The 25,085-nt window shown below is 51.4% G+C and carries 37 protein-coding genes; 24 read left to right on the top strand and 13 right to left on the bottom strand.

What is annotated here, in order from left to right; all coding sequences use genetic code 11:
* Positions 1-25: 25 nt before the first annotated feature.
* The 9 genes from HV314_RS15275 to HV314_RS15240 all read right to left on the bottom strand — a co-directional run bounded on the left by HV314_RS15275 (position 26) and on the right by HV314_RS15240 (position 6,139).
* Positions 26-268 (bottom strand): DUF4060 family protein, encoded by a 243-nt coding sequence (locus tag HV314_RS15275; RefSeq protein ID WP_001237028.1) that lies wholly within the window; start codon positions 266-268, stop codon positions 26-28.
* Positions 255-962, bottom strand: a complete 708-nt coding sequence (locus HV314_RS15270) for a hypothetical protein (RefSeq protein WP_151532622.1) — start codon at positions 960-962, stop codon at positions 255-257. Before HV314_RS15270 ends, HV314_RS15275 begins: the two co-directional genes overlap by 14 nt.
* Positions 955-1,299 (bottom strand): hypothetical protein, encoded by a 345-nt coding sequence (locus HV314_RS15265; protein ID WP_151532623.1) that lies wholly within the window; start codon positions 1,297-1,299, stop codon positions 955-957. The genes HV314_RS15270 and HV314_RS15265 overlap by 8 nt, the downstream gene beginning before the upstream one ends.
* A gap of 34 nt (positions 1,300-1,333) precedes the next feature.
* Positions 1,334-2,419 (bottom strand): RecT family recombinase, encoded by a 1,086-nt coding sequence (locus HV314_RS15260; RefSeq protein WP_151532624.1) that lies wholly within the window; start codon positions 2,417-2,419, stop codon positions 1,334-1,336.
* Between the two features lie 11 nt (positions 2,420-2,430).
* A complete protein-coding gene (locus HV314_RS15255) occupies positions 2,431-5,259 on the bottom strand; it encodes a RecE family exodeoxyribonuclease (RefSeq protein ID WP_181546042.1) in 2,829 nt (942 codons plus the stop codon).
* A gap of 139 nt (positions 5,260-5,398) precedes the next feature.
* Entirely contained in the window at positions 5,399-5,557 is a 159-nt protein-coding gene (locus HV314_RS15250; RefSeq protein ID WP_181546040.1) for a YdaE family protein, read from the bottom strand.
* A gap of 9 nt (positions 5,558-5,566) precedes the next feature.
* Positions 5,567-5,752, bottom strand: coding sequence for a YebW family protein (locus tag HV314_RS15245; RefSeq protein WP_181546038.1), 186 nt, complete (start codon positions 5,750-5,752; stop codon positions 5,567-5,569).
* The gene (locus HV314_RS27405; protein WP_275149545.1) at positions 5,749-5,874 is read right to left on the bottom strand and encodes a hypothetical protein; all 126 of its coding nucleotides are present in this window, start codon (positions 5,872-5,874) and stop codon (positions 5,749-5,751) included. The genes HV314_RS15245 and HV314_RS27405 overlap by 4 nt, the downstream gene beginning before the upstream one ends.
* A complete protein-coding gene (locus HV314_RS15240) occupies positions 5,867-6,139 on the bottom strand; it encodes a hypothetical protein (RefSeq protein ID WP_181546036.1) in 273 nt (90 codons plus the stop codon). The genes HV314_RS27405 and HV314_RS15240 overlap by 8 nt, the downstream gene beginning before the upstream one ends.
* Positions 6,140-6,377: 238 nt before the next feature.
* Here HV314_RS15240 and HV314_RS15235 point away from each other — a divergent pair, with 238 nt between their 5' ends.
* Positions 6,378-6,584 carry a hypothetical protein gene (locus HV314_RS15235; RefSeq protein ID WP_029139561.1) on the top strand — a complete coding sequence of 69 codons (207 nt, stop codon included), beginning with the start codon at positions 6,378-6,380 and terminating at the stop codon, positions 6,582-6,584.
* 37 nt (positions 6,585-6,621) lie between these two features.
* On the opposite strand, the gene HV314_RS15230 is transcribed toward HV314_RS15235, so the two are convergent.
* From HV314_RS15230 to HV314_RS15220, 3 genes are all read right to left on the bottom strand, one after another.
* Positions 6,622-7,440 (bottom strand): DUF3037 domain-containing protein, encoded by an 819-nt coding sequence (locus HV314_RS15230; protein WP_119174325.1) that lies wholly within the window; start codon positions 7,438-7,440, stop codon positions 6,622-6,624.
* Positions 7,437-8,261: a hypothetical protein gene (locus HV314_RS15225; protein WP_119174324.1), complete on the bottom strand. Its 825-nt coding sequence runs from the start codon at positions 8,259-8,261 to the stop codon at positions 7,437-7,439. Before HV314_RS15225 ends, HV314_RS15230 begins: the two co-directional genes overlap by 4 nt.
* 144 nt (positions 8,262-8,405) lie before the next feature.
* Positions 8,406-9,089, bottom strand: a complete 684-nt coding sequence (locus HV314_RS15220; RefSeq protein WP_119174323.1) for a LexA family transcriptional regulator — start codon at positions 9,087-9,089, stop codon at positions 8,406-8,408.
* A gap of 129 nt (positions 9,090-9,218) precedes the next feature.
* Here HV314_RS15220 and HV314_RS15215 point away from each other — a divergent pair, with 129 nt between their 5' ends.
* The 19 genes from HV314_RS15215 (at position 9,219) to HV314_RS15130 (ending at position 19,264) form a co-directional block, all read left to right on the top strand.
* Positions 9,219-9,449 (top strand): transcriptional regulator, encoded by a 231-nt coding sequence (locus HV314_RS15215; protein WP_016156233.1) that lies wholly within the window; start codon positions 9,219-9,221, stop codon positions 9,447-9,449.
* A 31-nt stretch (positions 9,450-9,480) separates the two neighbouring features.
* Positions 9,481-10,020: a toxin YdaT domain-containing protein gene (locus tag HV314_RS15210; protein WP_119174322.1), complete on the top strand. Its 540-nt coding sequence runs from the start codon at positions 9,481-9,483 to the stop codon at positions 10,018-10,020.
* A 188-nt stretch (positions 10,021-10,208) separates the two neighbouring features.
* On the top strand, positions 10,209-11,135 hold the full coding sequence (locus tag HV314_RS15205) for a DnaT-like ssDNA-binding domain-containing protein (protein WP_326928831.1): 927 nt from the start codon (positions 10,209-10,211) through the stop codon (positions 11,133-11,135).
* Between the two features lie 2 nt (positions 11,136-11,137).
* Positions 11,138-11,887 carry an ATP-binding protein gene (locus HV314_RS15200; RefSeq protein ID WP_075847201.1) on the top strand — a complete coding sequence of 250 codons (750 nt, stop codon included), beginning with the start codon at positions 11,138-11,140 and terminating at the stop codon, positions 11,885-11,887.
* 18 nt (positions 11,888-11,905) lie between these two features.
* Positions 11,906-12,217, top strand: coding sequence for a hypothetical protein (locus tag HV314_RS15195; RefSeq protein WP_075847203.1), 312 nt, complete (start codon positions 11,906-11,908; stop codon positions 12,215-12,217).
* A complete protein-coding gene (locus tag HV314_RS15190) occupies positions 12,214-12,756 on the top strand; it encodes a hypothetical protein (protein ID WP_181548131.1) in 543 nt (180 codons plus the stop codon). The genes HV314_RS15195 and HV314_RS15190 overlap by 4 nt, the downstream gene beginning before the upstream one ends.
* On the top strand, positions 12,753-13,034 hold the full coding sequence (locus tag HV314_RS15185) for an antitoxin (protein ID WP_086550266.1): 282 nt from the start codon (positions 12,753-12,755) through the stop codon (positions 13,032-13,034). The genes HV314_RS15190 and HV314_RS15185 overlap by 4 nt, the downstream gene beginning before the upstream one ends.
* Positions 13,031-13,633: an ead/Ea22-like family protein gene (locus HV314_RS15180; RefSeq protein ID WP_181546034.1), complete on the top strand. Its 603-nt coding sequence runs from the start codon at positions 13,031-13,033 to the stop codon at positions 13,631-13,633. Before HV314_RS15185 ends, HV314_RS15180 begins: the two co-directional genes overlap by 4 nt.
* Before the next feature lies 1 nt (position 13,634).
* Positions 13,635-13,910, top strand: a complete 276-nt coding sequence (locus tag HV314_RS15175; protein ID WP_181546032.1) for a hypothetical protein — start codon at positions 13,635-13,637, stop codon at positions 13,908-13,910.
* Between the two features lie 10 nt (positions 13,911-13,920).
* Positions 13,921-14,460 carry a hypothetical protein gene (locus HV314_RS15170; RefSeq protein ID WP_442778811.1) on the top strand — a complete coding sequence of 180 codons (540 nt, stop codon included), beginning with the start codon at positions 13,921-13,923 and terminating at the stop codon, positions 14,458-14,460.
* Positions 14,461-14,829: 369 nt separating this feature from the next.
* Complete coding sequence (locus HV314_RS27400) at positions 14,830-14,997, top strand: hypothetical protein (RefSeq protein WP_071524449.1); 168 nt, start codon at positions 14,830-14,832, stop codon at positions 14,995-14,997.
* A 139-nt stretch (positions 14,998-15,136) separates the two neighbouring features.
* Positions 15,137-15,739: a DUF1367 family protein gene (locus HV314_RS15165; RefSeq protein WP_181546030.1), complete on the top strand. Its 603-nt coding sequence runs from the start codon at positions 15,137-15,139 to the stop codon at positions 15,737-15,739.
* The gene (locus tag HV314_RS15160) at positions 15,739-15,945 is read left to right on the top strand and encodes a hypothetical protein (protein ID WP_048233510.1); all 207 of its coding nucleotides are present in this window, start codon (positions 15,739-15,741) and stop codon (positions 15,943-15,945) included. The genes HV314_RS15165 and HV314_RS15160 overlap by 1 nt, the downstream gene beginning before the upstream one ends.
* 2 nt (positions 15,946-15,947) lie before the next feature.
* Complete coding sequence (locus HV314_RS15155; protein ID WP_128612441.1) at positions 15,948-16,556, top strand: recombination protein NinG; 609 nt, start codon at positions 15,948-15,950, stop codon at positions 16,554-16,556.
* On the top strand, positions 16,553-16,693 hold the full coding sequence (locus tag HV314_RS15150) for a YlcG family protein (RefSeq protein WP_001568781.1): 141 nt from the start codon (positions 16,553-16,555) through the stop codon (positions 16,691-16,693). Before HV314_RS15155 ends, HV314_RS15150 begins: the two co-directional genes overlap by 4 nt.
* On the top strand, positions 16,690-17,520 hold the full coding sequence (locus HV314_RS15145) for an antitermination protein (RefSeq protein WP_057064561.1): 831 nt from the start codon (positions 16,690-16,692) through the stop codon (positions 17,518-17,520). The genes HV314_RS15150 and HV314_RS15145 overlap by 4 nt, the downstream gene beginning before the upstream one ends.
* A 421-nt stretch (positions 17,521-17,941) precedes the next feature.
* Positions 17,942-18,220, top strand: a complete 279-nt coding sequence (locus tag HV314_RS15140; RefSeq protein WP_016150496.1) for a phage holin — start codon at positions 17,942-17,944, stop codon at positions 18,218-18,220.
* Complete coding sequence (locus HV314_RS15135; RefSeq protein ID WP_057064560.1) at positions 18,192-18,740, top strand: lysozyme; 549 nt, start codon at positions 18,192-18,194, stop codon at positions 18,738-18,740. Before HV314_RS15140 ends, HV314_RS15135 begins: the two co-directional genes overlap by 29 nt.
* Positions 18,737-19,264 carry a DUF2514 family protein gene (locus HV314_RS15130; RefSeq protein ID WP_047498152.1) on the top strand — a complete coding sequence of 176 codons (528 nt, stop codon included), beginning with the start codon at positions 18,737-18,739 and terminating at the stop codon, positions 19,262-19,264. Before HV314_RS15135 ends, HV314_RS15130 begins: the two co-directional genes overlap by 4 nt.
* A 25-nt stretch (positions 19,265-19,289) precedes the next feature.
* Here the strand turns inward: HV314_RS15130 and HV314_RS15125 are convergent, their stop codons facing one another.
* On the bottom strand, positions 19,290-19,850 hold the full coding sequence (locus HV314_RS15125) for a YfbU family protein (RefSeq protein WP_001767237.1): 561 nt from the start codon (positions 19,848-19,850) through the stop codon (positions 19,290-19,292).
* Between the two features lie 361 nt (positions 19,851-20,211).
* On the opposite strand from HV314_RS15125, the gene HV314_RS15120 reads away from it, so the two are divergent.
* Genes HV314_RS15120 through HV314_RS15105 form a run of 4 tightly spaced genes read left to right on the top strand, consistent with a single transcriptional unit; the run spans position 20,212 to position 24,868 of the window.
* A complete protein-coding gene (locus tag HV314_RS15120; RefSeq protein WP_047498158.1) occupies positions 20,212-20,784 on the top strand; it encodes a terminase small subunit in 573 nt (190 codons plus the stop codon).
* Positions 20,781-22,352: a terminase gene (locus HV314_RS15115; protein WP_047416709.1), complete on the top strand. Its 1,572-nt coding sequence runs from the start codon at positions 20,781-20,783 to the stop codon at positions 22,350-22,352. The genes HV314_RS15120 and HV314_RS15115 overlap by 4 nt, the downstream gene beginning before the upstream one ends.
* 4 nt (positions 22,353-22,356) lie before the next feature.
* Complete coding sequence (locus HV314_RS15110; protein WP_086539039.1) at positions 22,357-23,760, top strand: DUF4055 domain-containing protein; 1,404 nt, start codon at positions 22,357-22,359, stop codon at positions 23,758-23,760.
* Position 23,761: 1 nt separating this feature from the next.
* Positions 23,762-24,868, top strand: a complete 1,107-nt coding sequence (locus HV314_RS15105) for a hypothetical protein (RefSeq protein WP_181546028.1) — start codon at positions 23,762-23,764, stop codon at positions 24,866-24,868.
* Positions 24,869-25,085 lie beyond the last annotated feature (217 nt).

Here is a 25,085-nt window from a genome sequence, read left to right as displayed (position 1 = left end):
GAAAACTGTTAATGAAATATCGTTATCAAGAAACCTGACCCGGCAGCGCACGCAGTCGGCGCATACCTGTCATCGCCGTGGCCACGTAGCTGGCCTTGCGGTTCACTACTTCCACCCAGACCTTCACGCCTTCAACTCTCACCGTGTACGTCTCTTTCATCTTGCTGCGGCCATAGTCGCCGTATCGTTGTTGGTGGGTTGCTAGTGCGATGTCGCATGCCTGGCGCGCTAATGGGGATTGCTGATTTCCACGGTTAATTAGTCGCATGGTCACCTCCTTCGATACGCTTAAACTCAATAACCCAGACCAACGGATTAGCCAACCAGCTGCCTTCGCCGTAGATGGACGACCATAACTGTGCAAAATTGTCATATGGAGTCCAAACATCGCCGCCGCTATCGGGGTCTGAGTAGGTTGGCCGCCATCCGGTAAGTTCCATGCCTTCAGCCTGCGCATCTTCTTGGCTGATGCTGTTCAACCTTTCCACTCGCACGTCGGTAATCTCCAGTAGGATGCGGCAGGCTGCGCGTGGCATGTGGATAGACGGTTTCCAACACGAACGACCATCCTCATAGCCATCGTCATCACCCCAGGTAAATTCCCCATCCGCGGCATAGATGGCGTGACCAGAGTAATAGCCATTGCCAAACGGCATTTCGTGAATCGCTGTAGCAGAGCGGTCAGGGTTCCATGGCTGGATGCGGCCATCTTCATCCAGTTCGTGGCTGACTACGCCCCATGTCTCCCGAACCCAGATACGATCACCCGGCTGACCGAACGGGCACAGCATCGGAGCAAGCCTGCAAGAGACGGATGAAATTTCGCCATTGCGCCCGCGAACTACCGGATTCAGCATGCCGCGCTCATGGAAGAGTTTGATCACACGCCGCGTCTGGGTTTTACGACCGTCGAGAATGGCGCGAACCATTTCACCGTTAAAAATCATTCCACGCTCAGTCATTCCAGGCCTCCAGCTCGTTCTGAATCTCTTCGTCGATCTCGTCGTTGCTGGCATCTTCATTGAGGTAGCTCAACGCTTCTTTTCTATACTGCGCACGGCGCTCGCCGTACCACGCTGAAAACTCAGGTGACCAGCCGCGACCATTACCTTGAAAATCAACCAGAGCGTTGTCCTCAGCCATACGCTCAACCATGCAATCGGCAGTTGTCAGGGCGCATTCCCGGATGTAACCGCGGAGGTGGTGTTTGCGCCACCAAGGGCTTACTTTCGAATCGCAACGGCCTTTGAACTCAATTTCCCAGCGACGAATGCAGCGTGCGTTTAAAGATTTACTCATGTCGTTACCGGGAGGGCGAACCCTCCCGCCTCCCTTAGGCCACGTATTCCGGTTTCATATCCGCCAGGGTGATGCTGAACTGATCGTGCAGCTCGTCGCCCATGTGACGCTTATTGGTTGCCAGCACGCGCTCAACTTCGGCGAATCGTTCTGCTGCGCCCGGTTCATCCGGAGACGGCAGGGAGTTGATCGCGGCCTCAACCTTGTTACGTGAATCAACCAGGTAGTAGCGCTTCACTGCCTTGTTCTTCAGTTCAGTGAACAGGGCGGAACCGAGCGTAGCCTTCGCGCTTTCGATATCCGCCCGAACCGCTTTTGCGCTGTCTACATCCTGTGCAGCATCAATGCGTTCGCGGAAATCATCAGCCAGTGAGTCGATATTTGCTGACGATTCCTGCGCGCTCTGCGTGGTTGTGACGGTGTCACCTGAAATTTCAGACAGGCTAACGTGTTGCACTGGAGCTGGGTTAACTTCTCGCTCTTCACGGCGATCATCCAGTTCATCAGGGGTATATACGCCGAGAATTACATCCGGGCAGAACAGTCTTGCCCAGCGTTTCACGGCGAGATAAGCGAGCTGCTGGCGAGGGTCGTCAGCCCAAAGCGTTGAATTACGAGTCCTGGCCTGTGCTAGTAGCAGATCAAGTTCCCTCGGTTGATCTTCACCTTTCAGCGTTGCGCGGATGATGATGCCAATGCCCGTTTCGTCAGCAAGGGTCCAGCCAGGAACACGGTATTCTCCTTTGTCGCCTTTACGAATCTGGAATTTCCCGACTACTTTTTCCCATGGTCCGTACCACTCGTATTCAAAGCGGTTTGCCAGCACGCCGCTGCGTGAAATAACGGCATTTACCAGTTGCGCTTCGTATCCGAGAACGCCGTTAATCAGGTGCGTTTTCTGCGCTACTGCAAAGGGATTCATCTGCCATTGTGCCGCCTGCATCGCTACTGCCATGCAGTCAGCCTGATTTCCCTGCAGGTGTCTGGGGACTGTCGCTGCACCCTGCGCCATTATTTGAGCAAACGCACTGATGGCGTTCAGATACTGGGAATCAAACAGGGCCACGTTGGAGTTAATCACTGCGTTCTGGTCAGCTACAGTTACGTTAGTGTTTTGCATCTTCATTCCCCTTATGCCTGAGTACGCAGCGCTTCAAGGCGGCGCAGGTCGAAGTCGTTCAGTTCGTCGGTGTAATCAGCGGTGATCGGCGCTGGCCACTCGCCAGTGTCAAAGCCGGTAGCGATAGCACGCATCGCCTTGCGGTACTCGAGCATGCCCAGTTCCAGCAGTTCGGTTGATGCCTCAATGATGGCGATCCAGTGGTAGTTCACGTCTTTGTTGACGAAAATCCAGAAGAACTGATCCAGCGCTGCGGTCTCGCAATACATGGCGGCGCTCAGGTGGTAGTCACGGTCGATGATTTCCCGGTGCAGTTTGGCGCGCAAACCTTCCTGCTTAATGTTCCACATACTGATGGTTTTCAGATCGGTACCGATGCGAACGCCGTCTAGATCGATCTCAAGGTCGGGACGAACGCGGACTTCCAGACCGGTTTCGTCGTCAAAACCAAAGTAGCTCACCTCAACGGCGCGGCTCGGATGCTGGAGCAGCATGCCTGCAGTTGGGTGCTGGAGCAGGGCTTTCTGAATGGCCAGCGCGGTATTCAGTTGCTGGCGGGTGACCAGCACTTTCCCTTGCGGGTTCTCGCGCCACGCATCCAGCAGTTCGTCGGTGAAGACGGCGTCCGAATTAACAGACTTCACGGCCTGTATCAGATCTGCTTTAGTACCGGACACTTTCAGCGGTTGGGGCTTCTGCACCTCCTGTGCAACCAGGTCAGGATTGATGATTGCCAGTTGCTCGAGTAATGCATCACGGCTACCGCTGGTTTTCACCTGAGCAGGCAGAGTGGCGTTGTATTCTTTGATGCATGCTTTCATCGCCGTAGCGGTCTGCTTTTGGTCCGCTTCGATACGCTGGTACTCTTCTGGCAGTGACATGTAGCTCTGGCCAGTTTCCTCGACTGAACCGCCCAACGATATCTGAGCAGGCAGAGCGGCGTTGTATTCCTCTAGCAAAGCTTTGATATCGTCAGCGCTCAGTTGCGCTGGCAGGCTGGCGTTGTACTCATCAATAAACGCGCGGATCGTTGCCGTGGTGGTAAATGCGCCTTCCGGAATTACGGGTTCAACGCTAAATTCTTCATCGAGCTGCTCTGGCTGTAACGCCAGCGCATGTACCAGGTTACCCATGTCCAGAACAGGAGAGCGTTCTTTGATAATGGTTTTCTCTACGTGGCGCGCATTGAAGTACATCAGCGAAACACGTGCGTCTTTCACCTGGGTAGAGCTGATACCGTTTGCCGCGTGATAAACCTCGTTCGGCAACCCTTCATAGCGGCCTGGCTCAAAGTAAGCAGGGTAAACAACAGCCGGTTCGTCAGAATGAGATTCTGGCTCGATTTGTGCCGCAACTGGTTCGGTTTGGTTTACAGAATCGCTGTTTTGGGCGACAGAATCTGCATTCTGGTTTACATCGGCTTGCTGGCCGGTATGTGACTCTTCACCAGTTTCCAGACTGCTTTCGCCTGACTGCACTTCATCACCAGCCTGTTCTTCATCACTGACAGTTTCTTCCATCTGCACATTGCTGGTGGTTTCCTCATTAAGTGGTGAACGGTCATCTATTTGTTGGGCGGTTAATGCGAGGTCTTCTGTGATCCATTTCGGGTCTGTAGGGTCACTAATCTCCTCGACATATTCGCCGCGGGAAGCTGCAAGAATTTTGTTTACCTCTTCGGCCGTTACTTTTTCCTGTTTCATAGGTACAGGCATAGACGAACGACCGCAGGCTATATCAACGAGCAATGGATCTGGGTTGGCGTGGTCGGTTTCCGTCAGTACTCTATTCAAATATTCTTGGTGTTTTACAGGATCAGCATAAAGTCCTTCTGGTGTGGTTTTTACTGTTGCGATGATGCAGGCACGTGAGTAGCCCAGGCCACCAGGAATTGAAACGAACCTCTCTCGAGTCGCCAACCATTCGGGATCGTCCATCTTATTCATAATGGATTTTGCCTGCAGTTCTATATCCAGAGGGACGTTGTAAATATCAAATTCGCGGTCACGGGCACGTAGCGCCAGAGCAATCTCATGCTCCAGACCGAGAATGGTTTGCGGGAATTTACGGTCAGAGATAATTCCGCCGCCGGCGTTCGCACCTGAAGGTGTGCGATTAATGGTTGTTACACGATTGCCTTTCTGCCATTCCTTGACCAGCAGGCCGCGATCGATGTATTCAGTTTTGAACCACACCGTCAGGAACTGGATAACTGTTGCCAGCTCCGGTTTTTTACCGTCGACAGGGAAGACTTTCTTAACGGCATTCACGACTTTATGAATATCGTGCTCAATGGCTTCTTTGAATGATTCCACATTCTCAGCAGCTAGCAGCAGGTTCTGGATGTACGTGTCATCAGTGTCCATCTCAAGGCGGACAATCTCATTTTTCTGCGCGGCATCGACGTGATAGAGATACTCACCATCACCGATGAACTGAGCCAGTACGCGCTGACGAAATGGCAGGGTGGCAACGACGATCAGGTTTGGCTGCTCTGTCTGCTGAGATTCTTCTGCGGCGCTGTCTTCAGTATCCGCGTCGTCGACAGACTCATCTTCAGCCTGTGGTTTAACATTCCAGGTGCGCTGGTCTTCGGCCAGTTCGTAACGATCGCACCAGGTGAAATCAACCTCGCCTTCTTCTGGCAGGTCGTTGTACACAGGGAAATCAGTGCGAATTGGTTTGGCGTAATCCTTGCCGCGGCCGGTTTCGATGCCAGCATCTTCCAGCGCAACGTCCAGCTGCAGGTTGGCGCGAGCCTCAGTTTTTGCAGTGAACCAGACCACTGCATCTTTCTTTCCGGATTTCTGAGTGGCTTTAACCACATTAAAGAATTCCATGTGAGATCCTCATTTTTGGGTGTTAGAATCCCCGGACCATTGATAGCGCCCATTGGGTTAACTTTGGTTTTGATGTTGTTTCCGGTGTAACTTTGGTCGGTGGCACCGGACGTAGATCCCGCCTTGCGCGGGTTTTACGTTAGCCTTCGTGCGCCATCTGGTCGTAAGAAGCGCAACGTTTGGAACAATACTCTTTCTCTTTGCGCGCCAGCTGTGAGCCGTTGCGATAGAGAAGGGTGCTTTTGATTACTTCTTCCGGTTCAACCGGTTTGCCGCAATAACCGCATTTGGTCTGCATTTGCCCTCCTTAATGCGATGCTGGCCATTCACCATTGCGAATGATTCCATCAACAGGCCAGCATTCACCGTTAACTTTCTGTTCAATAGCAGCTGACTGGCATTCCTGCTGGTTGTCATAGACGCCGAGAATCACGTCGTGATAATCACCGTTGGTCATTGCGACAGTCAGAACGAGTGCGAAAAGCGTACTCATTTGCTGGTTTCCTTTTTGGTGATACAACCTTTCATGACATGCCAAAAGAATCGAAATGGTGCCGTAAAAGCATTCCCGCGAACGGCCTGCTGTCGGGCCGGTTTACGTGCAAAATCAATCATTATCAGTCTCCAGGTGCCCGTTATCACGAAGCCAGTCAATGATTTCATCGGCAGACAGACGGCCAAGAATATCCGCCAACTTGCTGTTGGTATCAGCCCAGTCGATGTAATCTTCCAGATCAATAGCGAAGAACAGGTCATTGTCTTCAATCCCTTCCAGCAGATCTTCAAGCTCAACACCGCGAATTTCGGCGTTAACAAAATCGCGATAGCCGCTGGTTGAAACGTCAACTCCCTGAGCTTTGATGTCTAAATCAATTTTCATCTCAATCCCCTCGTTTGCCCTTGTCGCCAGGCTGGCGGAACGTTTGAACTTGATGCGCTTAGTGTTTCGCGATGGGATGATGATAGCTAAGGCGATTTATTTTATCAATCGCTTAAACGATAATATTGTGATTTTGTCGATTATTATTTGATTTATAAAGCGATTTATTTTTGTATGAAATGCGTAATATGCTCAAAAAAACACCAAACAGGGTATTGCTATGGGCTTAGGTATGGATATGTCACGTGATGAATTGCTGGAAGATCGCGCAGCTTTCATAGCTGGTGAGATTGGTGGGGCGGTTGTTGAGTTGATAATCGACGGTGTGGTGATTGACTGTGAGGCAATTGTCGATCGACTGGAAGCGAAGCGAAAAACCGTGGGCAATATGATTCACAAAGGTGTATTGCGGGATGCGGCGGAGTTCGTGAGGAAAGGGCAGTAAAAACCCGGCGGGGTGGCCGGGTGTTGGCAATAGTTTGTTAGTTAAAATTCAGGCTTTTCCCAGCAGCGACTAACATATGATCGTAGTATTTAGCCATGTCTTCGCTGCTTAGCAAGTTGAAGACATTGTCAGCATAACCTCCAACCAAGTTGAGCTGCTGAGAGTGTGCTTTTTCCTGAGGTGTATCAGCAGCAAAAACCACAAAAGTCTTAACGCAGTTATTCCATTTGGTCTTAGCTGCGTTTATTGTCACAGCTTTAAACGCTGACTCACCCATTTTTTGGCGGTTATTGGAAATCCGTAGATCTAAGGTTTCAGTTAAATGATAAATTCCATTTTTTAGTAAGAGTTCAGCATAAAGACCTTCAGATTCAGAAAGCGGATACCCCTGAACCACTTTATGCTCGCTAATTTCCTTGAGGTTCTTACCCATAACTCCTTCTTTTTCAAACCTATCCTTAAGTTCGGTAATAATTCTTTTTTGAGAAACTTCAGTTCTTTTCTTCGCGCGCTCAGGTGTTATGAATAATTTATTTAACTCATTGATTTTTAACTCATACTCGCGTTCGTTGGCAGCATGAAATGTGCCTACGCTTGACAAGGCAAAGCTACCTTGGAAAAAGAGAGAAGCCTGCTCGATGCTTAAGCCAGAAGTTAAAATAGTCTCCAGCTGCTTCTGGCTATTCTCTAATGCTTCAAGCCCAAAATCATTTGTAATAGCTTTTAGTTTGGCAGGGGTTTCTATGACGCGCACATCAGGACCAGATGGCTTCATGACGACAAGGCCAACGTTGATTGTCTCGGCGCGGACAGGGTTCGGTGTTATTCTGACAATACTGTATTTATATGTATTCATTTCAGCACCTCCCCTCTAACAGTGTCGATTCGTTTCATTCTGCCGTCGCTTGACCACCAGGTTAACAGAGCATCCCTCTGCAAAGGATTGATCCATGCTTCCGGCATGTCTTCAAAAATCCGTTCTATCGTGCTAGCGCTGATTCTGGATAGTTTATCCAACACAGCTTCCGCAGGTGCTTTACACGAAACATCATTATATGTCAACTGTTTGACCGCCTGCCAGCAGTTTGTAGTGTTGTATCCCATTGGTATTAGGGCTGCGTCGGTTTTGTTCGGCCAACCCATAACCATAGCGGCAAGGCTGAAATCGAAGGCTTGGATAGTCAGGCTTCCATATCGGTTCTTAGTGTACAGATAGTTACCAATATGCCTATCAATATTAAATACGAACTGATCGAAGGCGTAAACTGACCATACTTGCTTCCGTAGAATAGAAGGTCCTGACATCAATTCAGCGGCAAAGTTAATTTCTTCTTGTGGCTTACTCATGGCAGCCAGGTCATATTTTGATCCAAAAAAATGCTCTCCTGTATCTGGGTCAATCAAAACCCTACAGGCCGGTGTCGGAAGCCCACTAAATTCAGCAAGTTTAGTACATAGCCACTCTGATGCTGGAATTTGCTTTGGGTGGGGAATCCCTGTCAAAGCGGATGCATCACCATCAGAAACCCCTTTTATTGCATACTCTAAACCGTCTGAGGCCATAACTGTATGCCTTAGGTGAGCTGTGCCCATTGCTGGCTTATAGTCCACAATCTCAAGACTAAACAAGGGTTCTTGAATGGTAATGTTCTTTTCAGGTTGCGAGTCTTCTTCCATTTTTATTCCACTAATTGATTAGTGATAAATTCCACCGGTCGCTTCATTGCAGCGATGAACTTAAGCTTTATTGCCCTTCTTGGCTGCAAGCCCCGAACAACAGCCTTACCCATGCTTCCTGTAGCTAGGTTGCGTGCTGCTGACTCAAAGCTTGTTATAAGCTATCGACTCGTGGATCAACGCTTTGCCCATGATATACAGCTGATCCTGTGTCTCTTCTGTCACATACCAATCTTTATACGCAGGGTTATCTGATAACACCGCCAGCTGTAACCCCTGCATCTGCAACCGCTTTACGTGGAAGTGCTGGCCGAACACAAAAGCATAAACGCCATCCACCTTAAAATTTCTTACTGAGATATCGAAGAACAGGCGGTCACCAGACCGTATGGTTGGGTTCATGCTATCCCCGTCTACCGTCATTACTTTTACGTCATCCTGAGCGCGGTTTCCAAAAAGCGATCGCGCATGTTCGGTAGTGAACTCGATGGCATGCAGCACCTCCACGAACTCAGAGATCATGAAAGAACCTGGGCCCGCGCTAAATGTCAGGTCAAGTACGTCAACTCTGAATATGTTTGAGTCTTCTTTTGTCGCTGTAATGGGAGGCGGTAGCTGGCCATCGTTACGCATCGGTCCGGATCCCGTGGAAAGCCATTCAGGGCGAACATTGAGAACAGAAGCTATCTCGACCGTTTTTCTTGAGCTTGATGCACCATTTAGCAGCTTGTTAACACTTGACTGTGCCATGCCAACTGCCTTAGCTAGCTTGCCCTGTGTATAACCCGCCTCATTCATTGCGCGATCTAATCGCTCAGAAAAACTCATTAAAGATACCCCCTATTAACCTTCATAAATATTATCGCCACAGCGATTAATAAGCAAAAAATCGCATAGGCGATTGACATTCGTTAAAGCGATAAACATAATCAACCTAAATTGATAGAAGGAGCGATTATGAAAAACCCTGCTGTAGAAAAAGCGATTGCAATCGCCGGTAGTCAGAAAGAGCTAGCGAAGCGATGTGGTAAGGCCCAATCCACGGTCTGTGACTGGTTAAATGGGAAAAAACAAATCTCCCCGATCCATGTTCCTGTTTTGGTAAAGGCAAGCGAAGGACAGATTCAAGCTCATGAATTCCGTCCCGACCTTCCTGAATTGTTTCCGCATCCACATTCAGCCGCCTGACCGGCGGCGCTAACCATCAAGGGACTGCACTATGCAATCACTTACGTTTTACCAGGATACAGGATCGCCGCAGCAGGCGGTGATAAATCGTGCTCAAGCGTGCAAGGGACCTAGCCATGAAGATATTCGTGATGCCGTTCGCTCATGGGCGGGTGTAGATGGTCAGGATGTCGTTTCTGCTCTGATCATCGAAGAGTACCTGGCGCAAGGGGGGGACGAGATCACTTTCCCTGATGATCTCAGCCGACAGCGTCAGAAGTTTTTCCGCTTCCTGGATAACCATTTCAACAGTGAAAGATACCGCGAGAACGTCCGCCAGCTGACTCCGGCAATCCTCGCGGTTCTGCCGATTGAGTTCCGCAACCGCCTGCTACCAGAAGATAACGTTATGGCCCGCCTGGCAAGGCTGGAGAAAGAAACCAGCGAAGCGAAGATTGCCGTCGCAATGGATGCGCCACGTCATCAGAAGCTGAAAGAGTTGAGCGAGGGGATCGTGGAGATGTATCGCGTTGACCCTGGGTTAACCGGTCCACTGATGGAGATGGTGCAGATGATGCTGGGGGCTATATGACCGGTTCAAAAATGGCGAAAGCCGCGGTGCGCGAACACCAACGGCTTTCTGGTGCAATTCATTGCGAAATCATTGCGGGGTAAGTATGCCTAACCACAAATTGTTTTGCCAGCGTGTCGGACCGCGACTGGATAAATCTTCCCTTAATTATTCTTCAGGAGGACTTAATGGCCGGGGACTGGATAAAGATGCGTACATCACTGGTCACCAGCCCGAAGGTGAACGGAATTGCGCGAATACTGGAGCGTTCACCGGAGGTGGGAAAAATGTTCACACTTTCGCATAACACCACGTTATCAGACGTTGTAACGCGTAACGTAACCCGTAACGTTACGGTGTCGTTACTAGTAACGTTTTGGTCTGCGGCAAATGAACACTCGCGTAACGGTGTATTTGAAAATGCAGACCTGTCTGATATCGATGATATTGTCGGAGTACCCGGTTTTGGGGCTGCATTATCAACCGTAGGCTGGGCCATTTATGATGCGGAGAATAACTGCGTCATTCTTCCAAACTTCAATGAATACAATACGTCAGGTGATATGCGCTCAGCTACGGCCAAGACAAATGCGCAGCGCCAGAAGGAGTTTCGTGAACGAAAAAAACTCCAGGAAAGTAACGTAACGAGTAACGTTATTAGTAACGTAACGCGTAACCGCAGAGAAGAGAAGAGAAGAGAAGATCTAAACCCAGAGAGAGAACGCGCGGGCGGAAGTCATTCTGGGGATGATATTTCTGGAAATCACCCACCTCTGCCAGCTATCCCTCCCAAACCTCAGAACGAGGATTTGGGGCCCGGTCTGGATTTTGGCCCATTGGGTAAATTTCCGATCACTGACTCATGGACCCCGTCTCCAGACTTCGTGCGTCAGGCTGCGCTCTGGGGTAAGAACGTCGGCACTGAGCCGGGTTACACCGCTGAAGAACTTCAGCAATTCCGTGATTACTGGATACCTGACGGCAAGGTTAAACACCAGTTGGCTTGGGAGCAGACCTTTGCCAACAGTCTGTTGCAATCGCGTGGTCACGGCCAAAGGACCGTCCATGTTGGACAGCGAGATCCCAACCGAATTTCTGAGCCAGATAAAACCATCCCAACCGGATTCAGGGGGTAACGGTGAAAAACATTGTTAATTCCGGCAGCGCTCTTGAGCGCCTGAAAAAACTCATTCCGCCAGGCGTTCAGCCGAAGTTCACCAGCGCAGCAGAGCTGCTGGCGTGGCAGCGGGAAGAAGGCCTGAAACATTGCGAAGAGTTGGACAAGCTGAATCAGAAAGCGCGCACAGAGAAAATCTTCGGCCGCTCAGGAATTCAAAGCCTGCACCGCAGCTGCACGTTCGCCAACTACGAAGTATCCGGAGAGCAACAGCGAAAGGCCTACACCATGGCGAAAAGCTACGCGCAGAACTTTGGGGCTGGCTTTGCGAGCTTCGTGTTCAGTGGCGGTCCTGGTACCGGGAAAAACCATCTGGCGGCAGCGATCGGAAATCATCTCCTGTCCGGTGGCCAATCAGTGCTGGTGGTGACAATCCCTGACCTGATGCTGCGTGTTCGCGAGTGCTACGACGGTGGCCAGTCAGAGGCTTCACTTCTGGATGACCTCTGCAAAGTCGATTTGCTGGTACTGGACGAGGTCGGTATTCAGCGCGGAAGCAGCGGTGAGAAAGTCATCCTGAATCAGGTTATCGACCGTCGGCTGTCGTCGATGCGTCCGGTTGGTGTTCTGACGAATCTGAACCACGACGAACTTCTCGGCGCGTTGGGTGCACGGGTTATCGATCGCCTCCAGATGGATGGCGGGATGTGGGTGAACTTTGACTGGGGCAGCTACCGCAAGAACGTTAGCCATCTCCGGATCGTTAAATAACCTCGAGGGAAAATCACTATGGCAAGCAAATCACTGTGGGCAATCGTCGATTTCCTTCGGGTTAACCAGACCATAACGCCTCGTCAGGTTCAGCACCTTCTGGGATGCGACTGCAAGAAAGCACATAACCTGCTGCTTCACCTGACACGCAAAGCGGTAGTTATCCGTACTGGCGAACCGCATCGCCCGGTCTATTCACTTCAGCCCGGCGGGGAGTTGAACATTAAGCAGATCAAACAGAACACGAGAAAAAACATGGTTACTTCAGTTTGCCGCACAAGTCCGGCTATGCAGCGGGTTCTGGCGTTTTACGGGAGGGCATCAGCATGAGCAGCAGAGAAAAATTTGAGCAAGCCATTAAGGCTCGTTTCGGCGACTTGATTGATTACCGGGTATGCAAAAACTCTGATGGCGAGTACATGGCCTGGGATATGCAGGTTGCATGGTGGGCATGGCAAGCATCAGAAGCATCCACGGCAGTACAGCTCGCTAACGCAGAGAGCAAGTGCAGGGAGTTGGCGGCGGAGAATGCGGCGCTGAAGGCTGCGTCATCATGTTTGGTGTCTGAATACATGATGAACAAAGGCGCTGATAACGAATTTATCGCCTGCATTACTCCTTCGAAGAAAACCATTGGCACGGGCGGCGTCTGGGATATGTGGCGTCATCTTGACATGGCTCTCGACACAACCCCGGCAACCGAAGCTGTCCTGGCTGAAGCGCGGGCGCAGGAATCTAAGCGAGTTTACGAAAGCATTTTGGATAATCCGGCAGTAACGGACATGGGTTCTCTTGTTGATTGGCTTGAACAACATGCCGAGGACTCCGCATCGTTCGCCGCCCAGTTACGACAGGGAGCAGCGCTATGAGTAAGTCATACATCGTCATTCAGCAATACCTTTGGTGCAACGAAAACGGAGGTGGAATCGAGTACACATCTGATTGTGTCGAATTCGACAAACGTGACAAGGCCATTAAGCACGGCTTTAAGATGCAAGGCAGTGATGACTTCAATATCGGAGTAGTCGAAGCGGGTCGCTTGGTATCGTTTGACTGGATGAATAAACCGGTTGGGGAAAGCGGAGAATCAGCAGAAGTATTAGCTCAAATTGCAGAGGCTATCGGTCTCCAGGAGGCAGCCCAATGAGCAACATCGACAAACAGGCACTGCGTGAACGCTATTCACTGCAACCAGTACCGAAATGCCATATTTGCGACGCTGTTATGACGATAGCAAGGGCATCTGCCGGTGCTGTTATGTACGCATGTTCAGGTTGTACTTACGACGATAACGGAGCGCATTATGCGCCAGGAAGAAGCCCGGGTGATGCTCATTACTCAGCATCACGCGTAACGATATTCGAATCAGGCGACTCTGATGTGCTGGCGCTACTGGATGAGCTGGAATCCACAGAGAAGCGCAATACTGAATTACAGATAGAGAATGCATACATCCGCAACCGACACAAAGAACTGGACCTGTTAATCGGGAAAAACATTCTGGTCATGCAAGCTGCGATTATTGAGTGGCAGGCTACCGGTAATGCAACGACCGCGTTGGCATGGATTTATAACACGCTGTGGGGGCCAGGCGAGTTACCCAGCGAAGATGAAAAGGATGCACAGGCATATTTCGACCGCGAATATGCACCTATTGACGAAGAGTTGATGGCGCTTCACAAGTGGTTTTGGGAACAAAGTGAAGCTGAACGCGCCGCCGTTGGCATTGGCGTGAAGGGGGAGTGAGATGGAAAACGTTAACTTTGTAGTGCAACTACTGAAGAGTGACGAATGCGTAACGCTCATGGCCCACGCAGAAGTCAGTAAGGCTGAGCTTATCGACGAAGCCATTCGCCAGGGTGAGATTGAAGAATATGAGCGAGAACGCTTCGATAAGGCCGAGTTTTGCGCCTACAAGTGGGTGAAGGCAGTTCCGCGCGCTGGCTACTCAACCTACTACTACGAATCGCGTGAAGGTGTTCGCGGAGCATTCAAAGCAACCTGTCTACAGTATCTCTGGTGAGGACTAACCCATGACAACTAACCACCCGGCGCACGGTCCTGTATCACTCGATCGCCTGCACCAGATACGCGAAGTACTCAGCAAAGCATCAGCGCAAAGTGACGGCGGTAATCTCGGCTACGCAATGGCTGATGCTGTCAAGGTGATTGATGAAGTCCTGAATGCTGAGCCTGTGCTTTATGCCGCTGAGGAAACTCTGGCTTATGCAAAGATGGGTGAGCTTCACCTTAAGTGTCTGTCTCAGCCAATGGGAGATGCGGTAATTCCACTCTACACTACCCCGCCAGCGCAGGTGGTGCCGGAGAATTGCGTAACAGCAGAACACCGTCGCGTTATTGAAATGCTGCTCAATGTTTGCGGGGCCGCATTCGAACTCGCAGATGATAGCTGTCAGCAAGATGTTGATGGCGAAGAGTGCCACGTTGTTCCAGACGACGCATTTCAGAAGCTAAGTGATGCGCTGGACGAAATAGAAAAACTCTCCCGACAGAAGATGTCGACAGGTCAGACGTATTTCTTGCCTGGTCGGCAATGCCAAGGGCAGCGCTGAAATCTATTCTCCAGGCTGGCAACTCTCCGGTAACTCCGGATGGTTGGCAGTTGGTTCCAAAAGAGCCAACGGAGGCTATGAATAAAGCAGGATGGGCAGCAATGAACGAACATGATGCCATTAACCCGACATACAGGGCTATGCTCGCAGCAGCACCTCAGCAGGACGTGAGGTTAGCATTGGAAATCGGCATGTCCCGTTACGCAGGTGCTATGCAAAAGCTCGTAGACTCTGGTGATTGATATAACCTGCCATACAAGCGATATGTGAATTCCCATATCGACAATATAACTCGCTACGGCGGGTTTTCTTTTTCGCTTCATCGATCCCTGCTACGATTCACTTACTTTTACTGATGGGAATAGGGATATGAAGAAAGTTCTTGTTGTTTTATTGGTGTCACTTTTTTCACTTACAGCAACGGCAGCAAACAAGCCATGCTCAGGTAAGAAAGGCGGAATATCGCATTGTTCGGGTGAAAAATTTGTTTGTAATGATGGCTCTATCAGCAAGTCCAAGAAGGTTTGCCAGAAATAGTTATCAATAAATAGCACTCACCATCAAAATTAAACCCGCTACGGCGGGTTTTTTCTTGCATTGATTTTCCATTATCAACTGTACATAATGTCAGTGTCAGCCTGAACAACTGACGACTTGATGCGCCACGGAGAGAACCATGGCGCACGAACTACACCTCATTAAGCATCAATCAGGAATCCTGATCCCCGCGACGCCGGAGACCAGCGATGTTCTGCAATCAAAAATCAAACTCGGCGCCGTACTGGTAGCCGAATTTCGTCAGGTACGCAACCCGGCCTTTCATCGTCGCTTCTTCGCGTTACTCAATCTCGGTTTCGAATACTGGGAACCCACCGGCGGGGCAATTTCTTCCAACGAACGTAAATTGGTGACCGGGTACGCTAAATTCCTCGCGGCATTTGGTGGAAACGAAGGCGCACTGCTGGATGCTGCCGAGCAGTATCTGGAGCAGGTAGCCAGTCGCCGAATTACCAATGGGATCAGCCTGTGTAAATCCTTTGACGCGTACCGTGCCTGGGTAATTGTCGAGGCCGGCCACTACGACGCAATTCAACTACCTGACGGAACTCTTCGTAAACACCCCCGCAGCATAGCCTTTGCCAACATGGACGAAACCGAGTTCCAGCAGTTGTACAAAGCAGCGCTCGATGTTCTGTGGCGCTGGGTATTGTCCCGGGCATTCAAGACGCAGCGAGAAGCGGAAAACGCCGCTGCACAGCTTATGAGCTTTGCGGGGTGATGGCGATGAAATTTTCCTGGTTCCACCATCACGAATGCACAACCGAGCAGGCCGACGAACTGGTGGCAAGTTACCGCCGCCGTGGCGCCACGGTAGAACGCAGCCTTAATCGCGACAACATAACCTGGACTGTCAGTGCAAAATTACCTGAATGCGAGCATCCGGCGCGTACACCAAGAACCTTTCGACAAAAGGTCTGGGGGTGATTATGGCTAAGTTACCGCGCCGGAAGTGCGCCAACAAAGAATGCCGCCAGTGGTTCCATCCTGTGCGCGATACGCAAACTGTGTGTGGTTATGAGTGTGCCAGCGCAGTCGGTAAAGAGCAGACAAGAAAGGCTCGGGAAGATGCGCAGCGCAAAGAGTCTGCCAAACAGCGTGCCGCTGAGAAAAAGGAGCGCGCAGCCTGGCGCCAGCGCAAAGCAGCGGTTAAGCCGCTGAAGCACTGGGAGGATTTAACGCAGCGTGTCGTCAATGACTATATTCGCGAGCGTGATGCCAATCAGCCATGCATCAGCTGCGGGACGTTCGAAACCGTCCAGTGGGAAGCAGGTCACTACCGCTCACGCGGTAAGGCATCACATCTTCGCTATCACGAAGACAATATCAGTAAACAGTGCCACCACTGTAACGTGCAGTTGTCGGGCAATCAGCAGCAGTACCGCCTTGGCCTTATCGAGAAAATTGGGCCTGAGCGCGTCGAGGCACTCGAAAACAATAACGTCCCACACCGATACACCATCGAAGAACTCGAAACCATTAGGAAGCACTACAGCGCGCTTCGCCGTGGATTAATTAAGAGCAGGGAGGCTGCATGACATTTGAATCCTATTTTGCCGATCACCTCCGCGTTCGTTGGCAACGATTGCGCTTATATCACTTTCCCGGCTCTGTGCTGACGGACTACCGAATACTGAAGAATTACGTGAAAACTTATGCTGGAGAAGCGCTATGAACCTTGAAAACACAGTGAAATACCACTTCGCAAAATCCACGCTGATTAGCGATTCTCCGCGCGCTACCGCCTCCGATTCACTGACCGGTACCGACATCATGGCGGCAATAGGCATGACTCAGGAACGCGCTGCTATGGGGTACAGTGCTTTCCTCGGCAAGATGGGCATAAGCAATAACGACCGGGATCGGGCTATCGGACTGCTGGCTGAGTACGCGATGACCAAATGTGACAAGGTTGCCGCGCTGCGTAAGTTGGATTTCGGGGTTAAGCCTCAGGTGATGCACCAGTTGGCCACCTTCGCATTTGAGGATTATTCCCGCAGCGCAGCCAGTGTAAAACGGTGCGATTGCTGCAACGGTGAGGGCTTTATTGATGCTGAGGTATTCAGTATGAAAACCAATACGCCGGCACATGCAAAAGAAATCATTAAGGCATCAAAAGCGTTTGGTTTGAAGGTGATACCTTCGCAGCACCAAAACAGGCGTGAGGTAAAAGAGATAACGCGCGTTCTCTGTCCTCAGTGCAAAGGGAAAAAAGCCATCAGTTGCGCATGTAGTGATTGCCGTGGCCGTGGGAAAGCGGTGAATCAGAAGGAAACGAAGCAGCAAGGCGTTCCAGTATTCAGCACCTGCAAGCGCTGTGGCGGTCGCGGATATGAGCGCATCCCGTCAACTGAGGCCCACGCAGCTGTTTGCCAGATTACGGATGTAATCAGCCTGGATACGTGGAAGAAGTCCGTTAAACCGTTCTATGATCAGCTGATTACGAAATTCGATATTGAAGAGGCATGGGCAGAAAACCAACTGAAACAAATAACACGATAACGGTTATGGAAGTTAATTCCAGCTATTTACTTTTCCCGAATCTGTGTTAATTTTATCCCAACGATGGGTTAATGCCTTCGTTTCAAGCCCCGCGGATAACACCGTGGGGCTTTTGCGTTTCTGGAGCGTGAGTGTTCAGCTCATTGTCCAAAAGTGTTCAATTTTTGCGTTTGATGTGTTTTTTCATTCATGCAATATTTGACGAATAACTATAAGTAAAACTTTGACCGTGCCTATTAGCCGCTGCTTCCCGTGATGTCAGCGGTTTTTTTTCATTAAAACAGGGCTGCCCATTGGCGGCCTTTTTAATTTCAGGCCTCACGGGAATCATCCGCTACGTGCTTTGTTGATAAATCCAGCCCGTGAAGCCTGACCCTTTTCATACACACACAGCGCCATCCGAAGAATCGGAGGTGAGGCTATGACCAGAATGAGCACCATTTACAGCAGACTTTCATATGGAACAGGCACCACGCTGACCGGCTGCGGTGTATCAGCGAAGGCATATGCCGAAACAGCTAAAACAGCAAAAGAGGTGTCCTGGATGTTGGCCGACAGAATTGCAGGGTTAAGCCTGAGCGACTGGGCAATTATTGTCGGTATCGCATGCACCGTTATTACCTGTGCAGTGAACTGGTACTACAGGCAAAAGGAAAGGGAGGACCGGCTTAATGGCAATGTCACCAAAGCTGAAGAATAAACTGAGCGCAGCGGTCGTTGGTTTGATTCTTGCCGGGGCTTCCGCGCCCGTGATTCTCGATCAGTTTCTGGATGAGAAAGAGGGTAATAGCGAGCAGGCGTATCGCGACGGCGGCGGACTCTGGACGATTTGTCGTGGTGCCACGATGGTTGATGGCAAGCCAGTAGTACAGGGCATGAAGCTGTCAGCTGAGAAATGCGCCCAGGTAAACGCCATTGAACGCGATAAGGCGCTGGCGTGGGTTGACCGAAATATCAAAGTACCACTGACCGAACCACAGAAAGCGGGTATCGCTTCTTTCTGCCCATATAACATCGGGCCGGGTAAATGCTTCCCGTCCACGTTCTATAAGCGCATCAATGCTGGTGACCGTAAAGGAGCCTGTGAAGCGATTCGCTGGTGGGTTAAAGACAGTGGCCGCGACTGTCGTCTGACCAAAGGCCAGAAAAACGGCTGCTATGGGCAGGTAGAACGGCGGGACCAGGAAAGCGCGTTAACGTGCTGGGGGATAGACCAGTGAGGGCTTACTGGAAGCCGCTGGCAGAAATACTGCTGGTGGCTTTTTTGTTATGCGCGGTCGCGTACTGGTGTTATTCACGCGGGTATCAGGAGGCGGACTCATCCTGGAAATTGCAGTGGGCACAACGTGACCTTACTGATGCGACCACTGCATTGCAGCGTGAAGTAACCGAAAGAGCAGAAGAGCAGCGCCGCCAGCGGGCCGTAGATGAAGAACGAGAGAAAGCCGATGAAGAACTGGCAAAAGTACAGGCTGATGCTAACGCTGCTAAGCGTGCTCGCAGTGGGTTGCAACAGCAGCTCGCCGAAATACAACGGCAGCTCGCAACAAGTGAAACAGGCAGAATTTCCGCAATTGCAGCAACAAGCCAGGCAAAAGCCGAGGCCGGAATATTGCTCGCCCAGTTGCTCAGCGAAGCTGACGATCTGGCGGGAAAATTCGCAAAAGAGGCTGATGAGCGTTATGTCGCCGGAAATACCTGTGAGCGCACCTACGACAAAGTAATAAGGCGCCATGATGAATAATGCCCGCATTTGCGGGCATTAACGTTTAACGATTTTCTGGATGCACTCTCGCGTTGAGTGTATCGATAAAATCATGTTTAGTAATGCCCACATTGTGAACCCAATTCTTAGCTCTGGCAGGAAGGAAAACTTCAAGCATACGTTGGTAAATTGCAACAGAGGGCATGTGAGAGTTCCGGGTGAGATCGTCTTTGCCGCTAAACCGTCCCATTCGTTTCAATAAACTACCAATCAAAAGAAACTTTGATTCGTTGTTACCGTCAAATCCGGGGAATGTGAGTGATAATTTCTCATCGAAATTACGAATAGATTTGGCAACCTCTGCTTTGTCTTCCGCACTGAATCGTTCGTATGTGTATTGGAGAATGTCATACATATCATAGGTATCAACGAAAAGCTGGACTTCCCAGGGGGTCTCCTCTTCTTCATCTTGAAGGCCTGGGTATTCCCAGGATAAAGCCCAGTAGTTATCCGTGCTCACTGCTTCGTCAATGAGGTCAGGATCAAATGAGTTTTCAATTTCTAATGCTCGGTGAATATCACTGAGCATCATGATCTGTAGTTTTTCTTGCTGTGAGTATTTCATTCTAAATTCCTTGAATTAATAGAGCGTTGATACTGCGTTATCAAAGATACATCTGATTAAATAGTTTTCAAGAAACTGAGGGTTAAAATGGCAAAACCGGACTGGGAGGCCATCAAACCCACAGCGGATTCGATGGCGAAAAGGTTAGTTCAAATCGGCAACGTAATTGGTAGCTTCAAGGTTGGTGATGCTAAATTCTGATGCCAAAATGCGAGCTAGTTCTTCTTTTGAACTGGCAGTACGGTTTTGATTAGACCAAGAAATTAGGTAAAAACCATTACTTTTCGCAAGCAAGATTTGTATTGCGTTAATGGTTATGTAGTAACTGTCCAAAAACTTCACCTCAGTGTTGGTAAAAAATATGGCACTCACCGACAAACAAGAAATGTTCTGTCGCGAGTACCTCATCGATTTAAACGCCACGCAAGCGGCTATTCGGGCGGGGTACAGCGTCAAAACTGCAAACCGAATCGCCGCTAAGTTGTTGTCAAAAGTTGACATCCAAAACAGAATCGCCGAACTCAAAGCGAAGCGCAACGAAGATGTGGGTGTTGATGCTGATTATGTGCTGCGGCGCTTGGTTGAAATAGACCAGATGGACGTTCTGGACATCCTCAACGACGACGGCAGCCTGAAGCAGATCAGTCTCTGGCCCAAAGCCTGGCGAACGTCGCTAACCGGCCTAGACATCAGCACCACGGTTCAGAACTTCGACGAGGAGACAGCGGAAACCATCCTCAAAAAGGTTAAGTGGCCGGATAAGGTCAAGAACCTCGAGCTGCTCGGCAAGCACATCAAAGTGCAGGCGTTTAAAGAGCAGGTCGAGCAGAAGGTTACGGCGACCCACAGCATTATGCTCGTGCCGTCCTGCGATAACGTGGACGACTGGGAAGCGGCAGCGCAGAAGCAGCAGAGTGAGGTTCTTGGTGGATGAATTACAAAGCCGTCTGGAAACCTCTGCCGGGATCGCAATCGCTCTCCCTGAGCTGCCCATGCAACGAAATCCTCTATGAGGGTACGCGTGGTCCGGGTAAAACTGCCGCGCAGCTGGCGCGCTTTCGTCGCCTGGTCGGCCTGGGCTACGGCTCGTTTTGGCGCGGCGTGATATTCGATACCGAGTATAAAAACCTCACCGACATCATCACCCAGTCAAAGCGTATGTATCGCCTGTTCAACGACGGTGCCCGATATCTGGCCTCAGCATCTGAGCTGCGCTGGGTGTGGCCGACTGGTGAGGAGCTGCTGTTCCGCTTCGGGAAAGAAGAGGGCGACTACTGGGATTACCACGGCCAGGAGTTCCCGTTTATCGGGTTTAACGAGCTGACCAAGCAGCAGTCGGGTGAGTTCTACGAGATGATGTTCTCCTGCCGGCGATCATCTTTTCGGCCCGAGAACTACCCGAGGGATGATGGCTCACTGCTGAAGCCGATTCCACTGGAGACATTCAGCACCACAAACCCGTTTGGCATCGGCCACACATGGGTTAAGAAGCGCTTCATTGAGCCTGCGCCGCGCGGCACCATCATTCGCGAAACGCAGAAGGTGTTTAACCCTCAGACCGAGCGAGAAGAGGACGTGACGCTGACGCGTGTCGCTATCCACGGTTCGTTCAAAGAGAACCCGTATCTGGATCCGCAGTACATCGCGACGCTGATGGCAATCAAAGACCCTAACCGGCGCAAAGCCTGGGTAGAGGGTTCATGGGATGTCACCAGCGGTGGTCGCTTTGACCATCTGTGGAATGCCTCGCATCACGTGATTAAGCCGTTCCGCATTCCCGATAGCTGGACGGTTGACCGCTCTCATGACTGGGGAGAATCGAAGCCGTTCTCCAACCTCTGGTGGGCGCGGGCTGACGGCACCACCGCTGAGCTGCCTGATGGTCGCCAGTTCTGCCCGCCTGCCGGGTCGCTGATCCTCATTGGCGAGTGGTACGGCTGCCCGCCTGATGAGCTGAACAAAGGGCTGAATATGTCATCCACCAACGTTGCTAAGGGCGTGGCGTGGATTGATAAGCGTCTGGTGGGAGAGGAGCTTGCTGAGCCTGAGGAGATAAAACTCAACGGGGTGACGCAGGGGCAGCTGAACATCATGCCCGGTATCTGCAAGAAGGTTGTTCCCGGACCTGCTGACGGGGCTATCTACAACACCGGTGATGACGAATTATCTATTGCCCAGAAAATGGAATCCCAGGGCGTTAAATGGGTGCCATCCAACAAGAAGCCGGGTTCACGCGTGAACGGCGCGGCACTGTTTGCTGACATGCTGGAGGCCGTCATTGAGGGCAAGAAGCTGGAATCAGGTATGCCAGAGAAACCAGCATTCTACGTGTTTGACTACTGCCGGGGCTGGATTAGCCGTGTTCCGGTTCTCGTTCGCGACAGTAAGAACCCTGACGATGTAGACACACAGCAGGAAGATCACGATTGGGATGGCACGCGCTATGCCGTCCTACACTCACCGCCGAAGAAAGTCGGCAAAGTCACCAGCCTGAGGCTCTAAACCCATGCCTGATATTTCAACCCCCAATCTGGACTATGGGAACATGGTGCAGGCGTGGGACATCAACGACGCCCTGATGGGCGGCACGCTGTACATGCGCCAGCTTGGTGAGGCTTATCTGCCGCGCTGGCCAAAAGAGGACAAAGAGGATTACAAAAAGCGCCTGGCTGTGGCCACGCTTCTTCCTGCCTACGAAGAGACCATCAACCAGAACGTTGGCCGCGTATTCGCTGAGCCGATCCAACTGGGCGAGAACGTCCCGGATGCGCTGCGCGAGTTCTCGAAGAACGTTGACCTGGAAGGCAGTCGCCTCGATGTCTGGTCGCAGGCGTTCTTCAGCCTGGCAATGCAGTATGGCCTTTCGCACGCTCTGGTGGATTATCCCCGGGTGGACGCCGAAAAGGTGAAGACCAAGGCGGATGAAAAGGCTATCGGCGCGCGGCCGTACGTCACCATGCTAAATCCCCGTCAGGTGATCGGCTGGAAGTCAAAGATAACCGGCGGCAAGGTGGTGCTCACCGAACTGCGCATCAAAGAGGTGGTAGTCGAAGACGGCGATGATTTCGGGCAAACAAAGGTCGAGCAGATTCGACTGCTGACGCCCGGGCAGGTGCAGATTTACCGCAAGGCCACTGGTGCCGACGGCCAGGCGAACTGGACGCTGCACGAGGAATGGCAAACATCCCGCAGGGATATTACCCTGGTTACGCTCTACACCAAGCGCACTGGGTTTATGTGCGGTTCTCCGCCGCTGTTGAACATGGCGCTGTTGAATGTGAAGCACTGGCAGAGCCAGAGCGAGCAGGACAACATTCTGCACGTCGCGCGCGTCCCTCTGCTCACGGTATTCGGGCTAGAGGATGGGCAGGAACTGGTAATTGGCTCTTCGTCTGCAACTCAGTTCTCCGATCGACAGAAACAGGGATTGGAATATGTCGAGCATACTGGAACCTCAATTAGTGCCGGTAAAGAGTCGCTAACCGACCTGGTGGAGCAGATGCGCCAGGCAGGCGCGAAACTGCTGCGCACTGACAACACCTCAACCAAGTCTGTTGACCAGACCTCAGAAGAGAAGATGCAGGAGCAGTCACCGCTCTACACCATGGCAACCAGCCTAGAGGATGCGATCGACAATATCCTGCAGATTATGGCTGAGTACATCGGTGAATCCGAAGGTGGTAACGTTGATGTCCGCACCGAGCTGGATGTCGAGTCGAAAGAGTTCAATCCTCCTGCTGCACTGGCCATTCAGTCGCTACGTCAGGGCGGTGACCTTCGCCGCATAGATGCGATTAAATCCCTGCAAAAACTCAACCTGATTGATGCCGATGCAGATCCGGAGAAGGTCCTGGACGAATTGCTGGCTGAATCATCGTCTCTGGATACCAGAACGTTAGACGAGGTATAGCATGGTCCGCTCTGTCAATGACCGCCTTCAGGACGAGACCATAGCGCATGGCCTTTATGTGACGCGCTACGGTACTGGCGTTGCCCGGCGAATGGTCGCGTTGCTGAACAGAATGGATACTGACCTAGCTTTCAAACTGCTGGTGCTGCTGGACGGTAAGCGCGCTGATACATACAGCGCCCGCCGCCTGGCTTCGTTGCTGGCGGGTGTGCGGGACCTCAACCAGCAGGCCTATGAGCCAGTTAATACTGCGCTGGCACGCGAACTGACGCGCTACGTTGAGTATGAGGCCGTGTATCAGCTGGACCTGTTCAGCAGCGTAATACCTCAGCAAATACTGAAACATGTCCCGCTTCAGAGCATCGCGCCCGAGCAGGTTTACGCTGCTGCCGTGGCGCAGCCATTCCAGGGACGATTGCTCAAGGAGTGGGGGCAGAAACTCGAATCGGATCGACTGGACAAAATCACTAACGCTGTGCGCTCCGGTTTCCTCCAGGGTGAAACGGTAGAGCAGATTGTCAGACGCATTGCTGGTACGCCACAGCGTAATCGCGAGGACGGGGTGATCAACACATCCCGGCGCGACCTGGCCGTAGTCACGCGCACGGCGGTGAACCATATGGCTGCTTCAGCGCGTCAGGAGTTCGCCCAGACCAACAGCGATATCGTGAAGGCCAAACAGTGGTCTTCGACTCTGGACACCCACACCAGCCAGTGGTGCATCATCCGCGACCGTAAACTCTACACACTCGATGGCAAGCCGCTGGGCCATGCAATTCCGTATCTGCGCGGACCCGGCAAAATCCACTTTTGCTGTCGCTCCTGTGAAATCCTGATCACTAAATCGTGGGAGGAAATGCAAATAGCATCAGGCGAGCTGAGCAGCGTCACGCGAGCCTCAATGGACGGACAGGTGCCAGCTCATACCAGCTATGCCGAGTGGCTTGCGAGGCAGCCTTACGCGCGGCAGGAGCAGGTGCTGGGCGTTACTCGCGCGCAGATGCTGCGTGACGGCAAAATCACCGTACCGGAGATGTTCAACGATGCCGGGGAGTACCTGACCCTGGACGAACTGCGCCGCGTGGATGCGTCGGCATTTGAGGGATAGGGTATGCGTAATGATGATTTTCACTGCGTGGGCGATGGCCGTGGCAGACGAAGGGTGTTTGTAAATGGTAATGAGGTAAAGAGCTGCGTTTGGGCGGACGTTAAGCGAGGTGTCGCTTGCATTCATCCACACCCGCTGCGGATCAATAAACGAAAGCGGAGTGAGGTTTACTCCCGCAAGCTACGCGGCGAAATTACAATCGAATTTATCTAACAGG

It is taken from the genome of Citrobacter sp. RHBSTW-00887, assembly GCF_013728095.1.
In the GTDB taxonomy this organism is placed as follows: Bacteria; Pseudomonadota; Gammaproteobacteria; order Enterobacterales; family Enterobacteriaceae; genus Citrobacter; species Citrobacter braakii.
Note: the sequence above shows the minus strand (reverse complement) of the source record. Positions and strands in the feature narration are given on the sequence as shown.

What these genes read in the sequence shown, in the direction of transcription:
- HV314_RS15275 (WP_001237028.1), bottom strand. Translation starts at nt 268, where the DNA reads ATGCGACTAATTAACCGTGGAAATCAGCAATCCCCATTAGCGCGCCAG.
- HV314_RS15270 (WP_151532622.1), bottom strand. Translation starts at nt 962, where the DNA reads ATGACTGAGCGTGGAATGATTTTTAACGGTGAAATGGTTCGCGCCATT.
- HV314_RS15265 (WP_151532623.1), bottom strand. Translation starts at nt 1,299, where the DNA reads ATGAGTAAATCTTTAAACGCACGCTGCATTCGTCGCTGGGAAATTGAG.
- HV314_RS15260 (WP_151532624.1), bottom strand. Translation starts at nt 2,419, where the DNA reads ATGCAAAACACTAACGTAACTGTAGCTGACCAGAACGCAGTGATTAAC.
- HV314_RS15255 (WP_181546042.1), bottom strand. Translation starts at nt 5,259, where the DNA reads ATGGAATTCTTTAATGTGGTTAAAGCCACTCAGAAATCCGGAAAGAAA.
- HV314_RS15250 (WP_181546040.1), bottom strand. Translation starts at nt 5,557, where the DNA reads ATGCAGACCAAATGCGGTTATTGCGGCAAACCGGTTGAACCGGAAGAA.
- HV314_RS15245 (WP_181546038.1), bottom strand. Translation starts at nt 5,752, where the DNA reads ATGAGTACGCTTTTCGCACTCGTTCTGACTGTCGCAATGACCAACGGT.
- HV314_RS27405 (WP_275149545.1), bottom strand. Translation starts at nt 5,874, where the DNA reads ATGATTGATTTTGCACGTAAACCGGCCCGACAGCAGGCCGTTCGCGGG.
- HV314_RS15240 (WP_181546036.1), bottom strand. Translation starts at nt 6,139, where the DNA reads ATGAAAATTGATTTAGACATCAAAGCTCAGGGAGTTGACGTTTCAACC.
- HV314_RS15235 (WP_029139561.1), top strand. Translation starts at nt 6,378, where the DNA reads ATGTCACGTGATGAATTGCTGGAAGATCGCGCAGCTTTCATAGCTGGT.
- HV314_RS15230 (WP_119174325.1), bottom strand. Translation starts at nt 7,440, where the DNA reads ATGAATACATATAAATACAGTATTGTCAGAATAACACCGAACCCTGTC.
- HV314_RS15225 (WP_119174324.1), bottom strand. Translation starts at nt 8,261, where the DNA reads ATGGAAGAAGACTCGCAACCTGAAAAGAACATTACCATTCAAGAACCC.
- HV314_RS15220 (WP_119174323.1), bottom strand. Translation starts at nt 9,089, where the DNA reads ATGAGTTTTTCTGAGCGATTAGATCGCGCAATGAATGAGGCGGGTTAT.
- HV314_RS15215 (WP_016156233.1), top strand. Translation starts at nt 9,219, where the DNA reads ATGAAAAACCCTGCTGTAGAAAAAGCGATTGCAATCGCCGGTAGTCAG.
- HV314_RS15210 (WP_119174322.1), top strand. Translation starts at nt 9,481, where the DNA reads ATGCAATCACTTACGTTTTACCAGGATACAGGATCGCCGCAGCAGGCG.
- HV314_RS15205 (WP_326928831.1), top strand. Translation starts at nt 10,209, where the DNA reads ATGCGTACATCACTGGTCACCAGCCCGAAGGTGAACGGAATTGCGCGA.
- HV314_RS15195 (WP_075847203.1), top strand. Translation starts at nt 11,906, where the DNA reads ATGGCAAGCAAATCACTGTGGGCAATCGTCGATTTCCTTCGGGTTAAC.
- HV314_RS15190 (WP_181548131.1), top strand. Translation starts at nt 12,214, where the DNA reads ATGAGCAGCAGAGAAAAATTTGAGCAAGCCATTAAGGCTCGTTTCGGC.
- HV314_RS15185 (WP_086550266.1), top strand. Translation starts at nt 12,753, where the DNA reads ATGAGTAAGTCATACATCGTCATTCAGCAATACCTTTGGTGCAACGAA.
- HV314_RS15180 (WP_181546034.1), top strand. Translation starts at nt 13,031, where the DNA reads ATGAGCAACATCGACAAACAGGCACTGCGTGAACGCTATTCACTGCAA.
- HV314_RS15175 (WP_181546032.1), top strand. Translation starts at nt 13,635, where the DNA reads ATGGAAAACGTTAACTTTGTAGTGCAACTACTGAAGAGTGACGAATGC.
- HV314_RS15170 (WP_442778811.1), top strand. Translation starts at nt 13,921, where the DNA reads ATGACAACTAACCACCCGGCGCACGGTCCTGTATCACTCGATCGCCTG.
- HV314_RS27400 (WP_071524449.1), top strand. Translation starts at nt 14,830, where the DNA reads ATGAAGAAAGTTCTTGTTGTTTTATTGGTGTCACTTTTTTCACTTACA.
- HV314_RS15165 (WP_181546030.1), top strand. Translation starts at nt 15,137, where the DNA reads ATGGCGCACGAACTACACCTCATTAAGCATCAATCAGGAATCCTGATC.
- HV314_RS15160 (WP_048233510.1), top strand. Translation starts at nt 15,739, where the DNA reads ATGGCGATGAAATTTTCCTGGTTCCACCATCACGAATGCACAACCGAG.
- HV314_RS15155 (WP_128612441.1), top strand. Translation starts at nt 15,948, where the DNA reads ATGGCTAAGTTACCGCGCCGGAAGTGCGCCAACAAAGAATGCCGCCAG.
- HV314_RS15150 (WP_001568781.1), top strand. Translation starts at nt 16,553, where the DNA reads ATGACATTTGAATCCTATTTTGCCGATCACCTCCGCGTTCGTTGGCAA.
- HV314_RS15145 (WP_057064561.1), top strand. Translation starts at nt 16,690, where the DNA reads ATGAACCTTGAAAACACAGTGAAATACCACTTCGCAAAATCCACGCTG.
- HV314_RS15140 (WP_016150496.1), top strand. Translation starts at nt 17,942, where the DNA reads ATGACCAGAATGAGCACCATTTACAGCAGACTTTCATATGGAACAGGC.
- HV314_RS15135 (WP_057064560.1), top strand. Translation starts at nt 18,192, where the DNA reads ATGGCAATGTCACCAAAGCTGAAGAATAAACTGAGCGCAGCGGTCGTT.
- HV314_RS15125 (WP_001767237.1), bottom strand. Translation starts at nt 19,850, where the DNA reads ATGAAATACTCACAGCAAGAAAAACTACAGATCATGATGCTCAGTGAT.
- HV314_RS15120 (WP_047498158.1), top strand. Translation starts at nt 20,212, where the DNA reads ATGGCACTCACCGACAAACAAGAAATGTTCTGTCGCGAGTACCTCATC.
- HV314_RS15115 (WP_047416709.1), top strand. Translation starts at nt 20,781, where the DNA reads ATGAATTACAAAGCCGTCTGGAAACCTCTGCCGGGATCGCAATCGCTC.
- HV314_RS15110 (WP_086539039.1), top strand. Translation starts at nt 22,357, where the DNA reads ATGCCTGATATTTCAACCCCCAATCTGGACTATGGGAACATGGTGCAG.
- HV314_RS15105 (WP_181546028.1), top strand. Translation starts at nt 23,762, where the DNA reads ATGGTCCGCTCTGTCAATGACCGCCTTCAGGACGAGACCATAGCGCAT.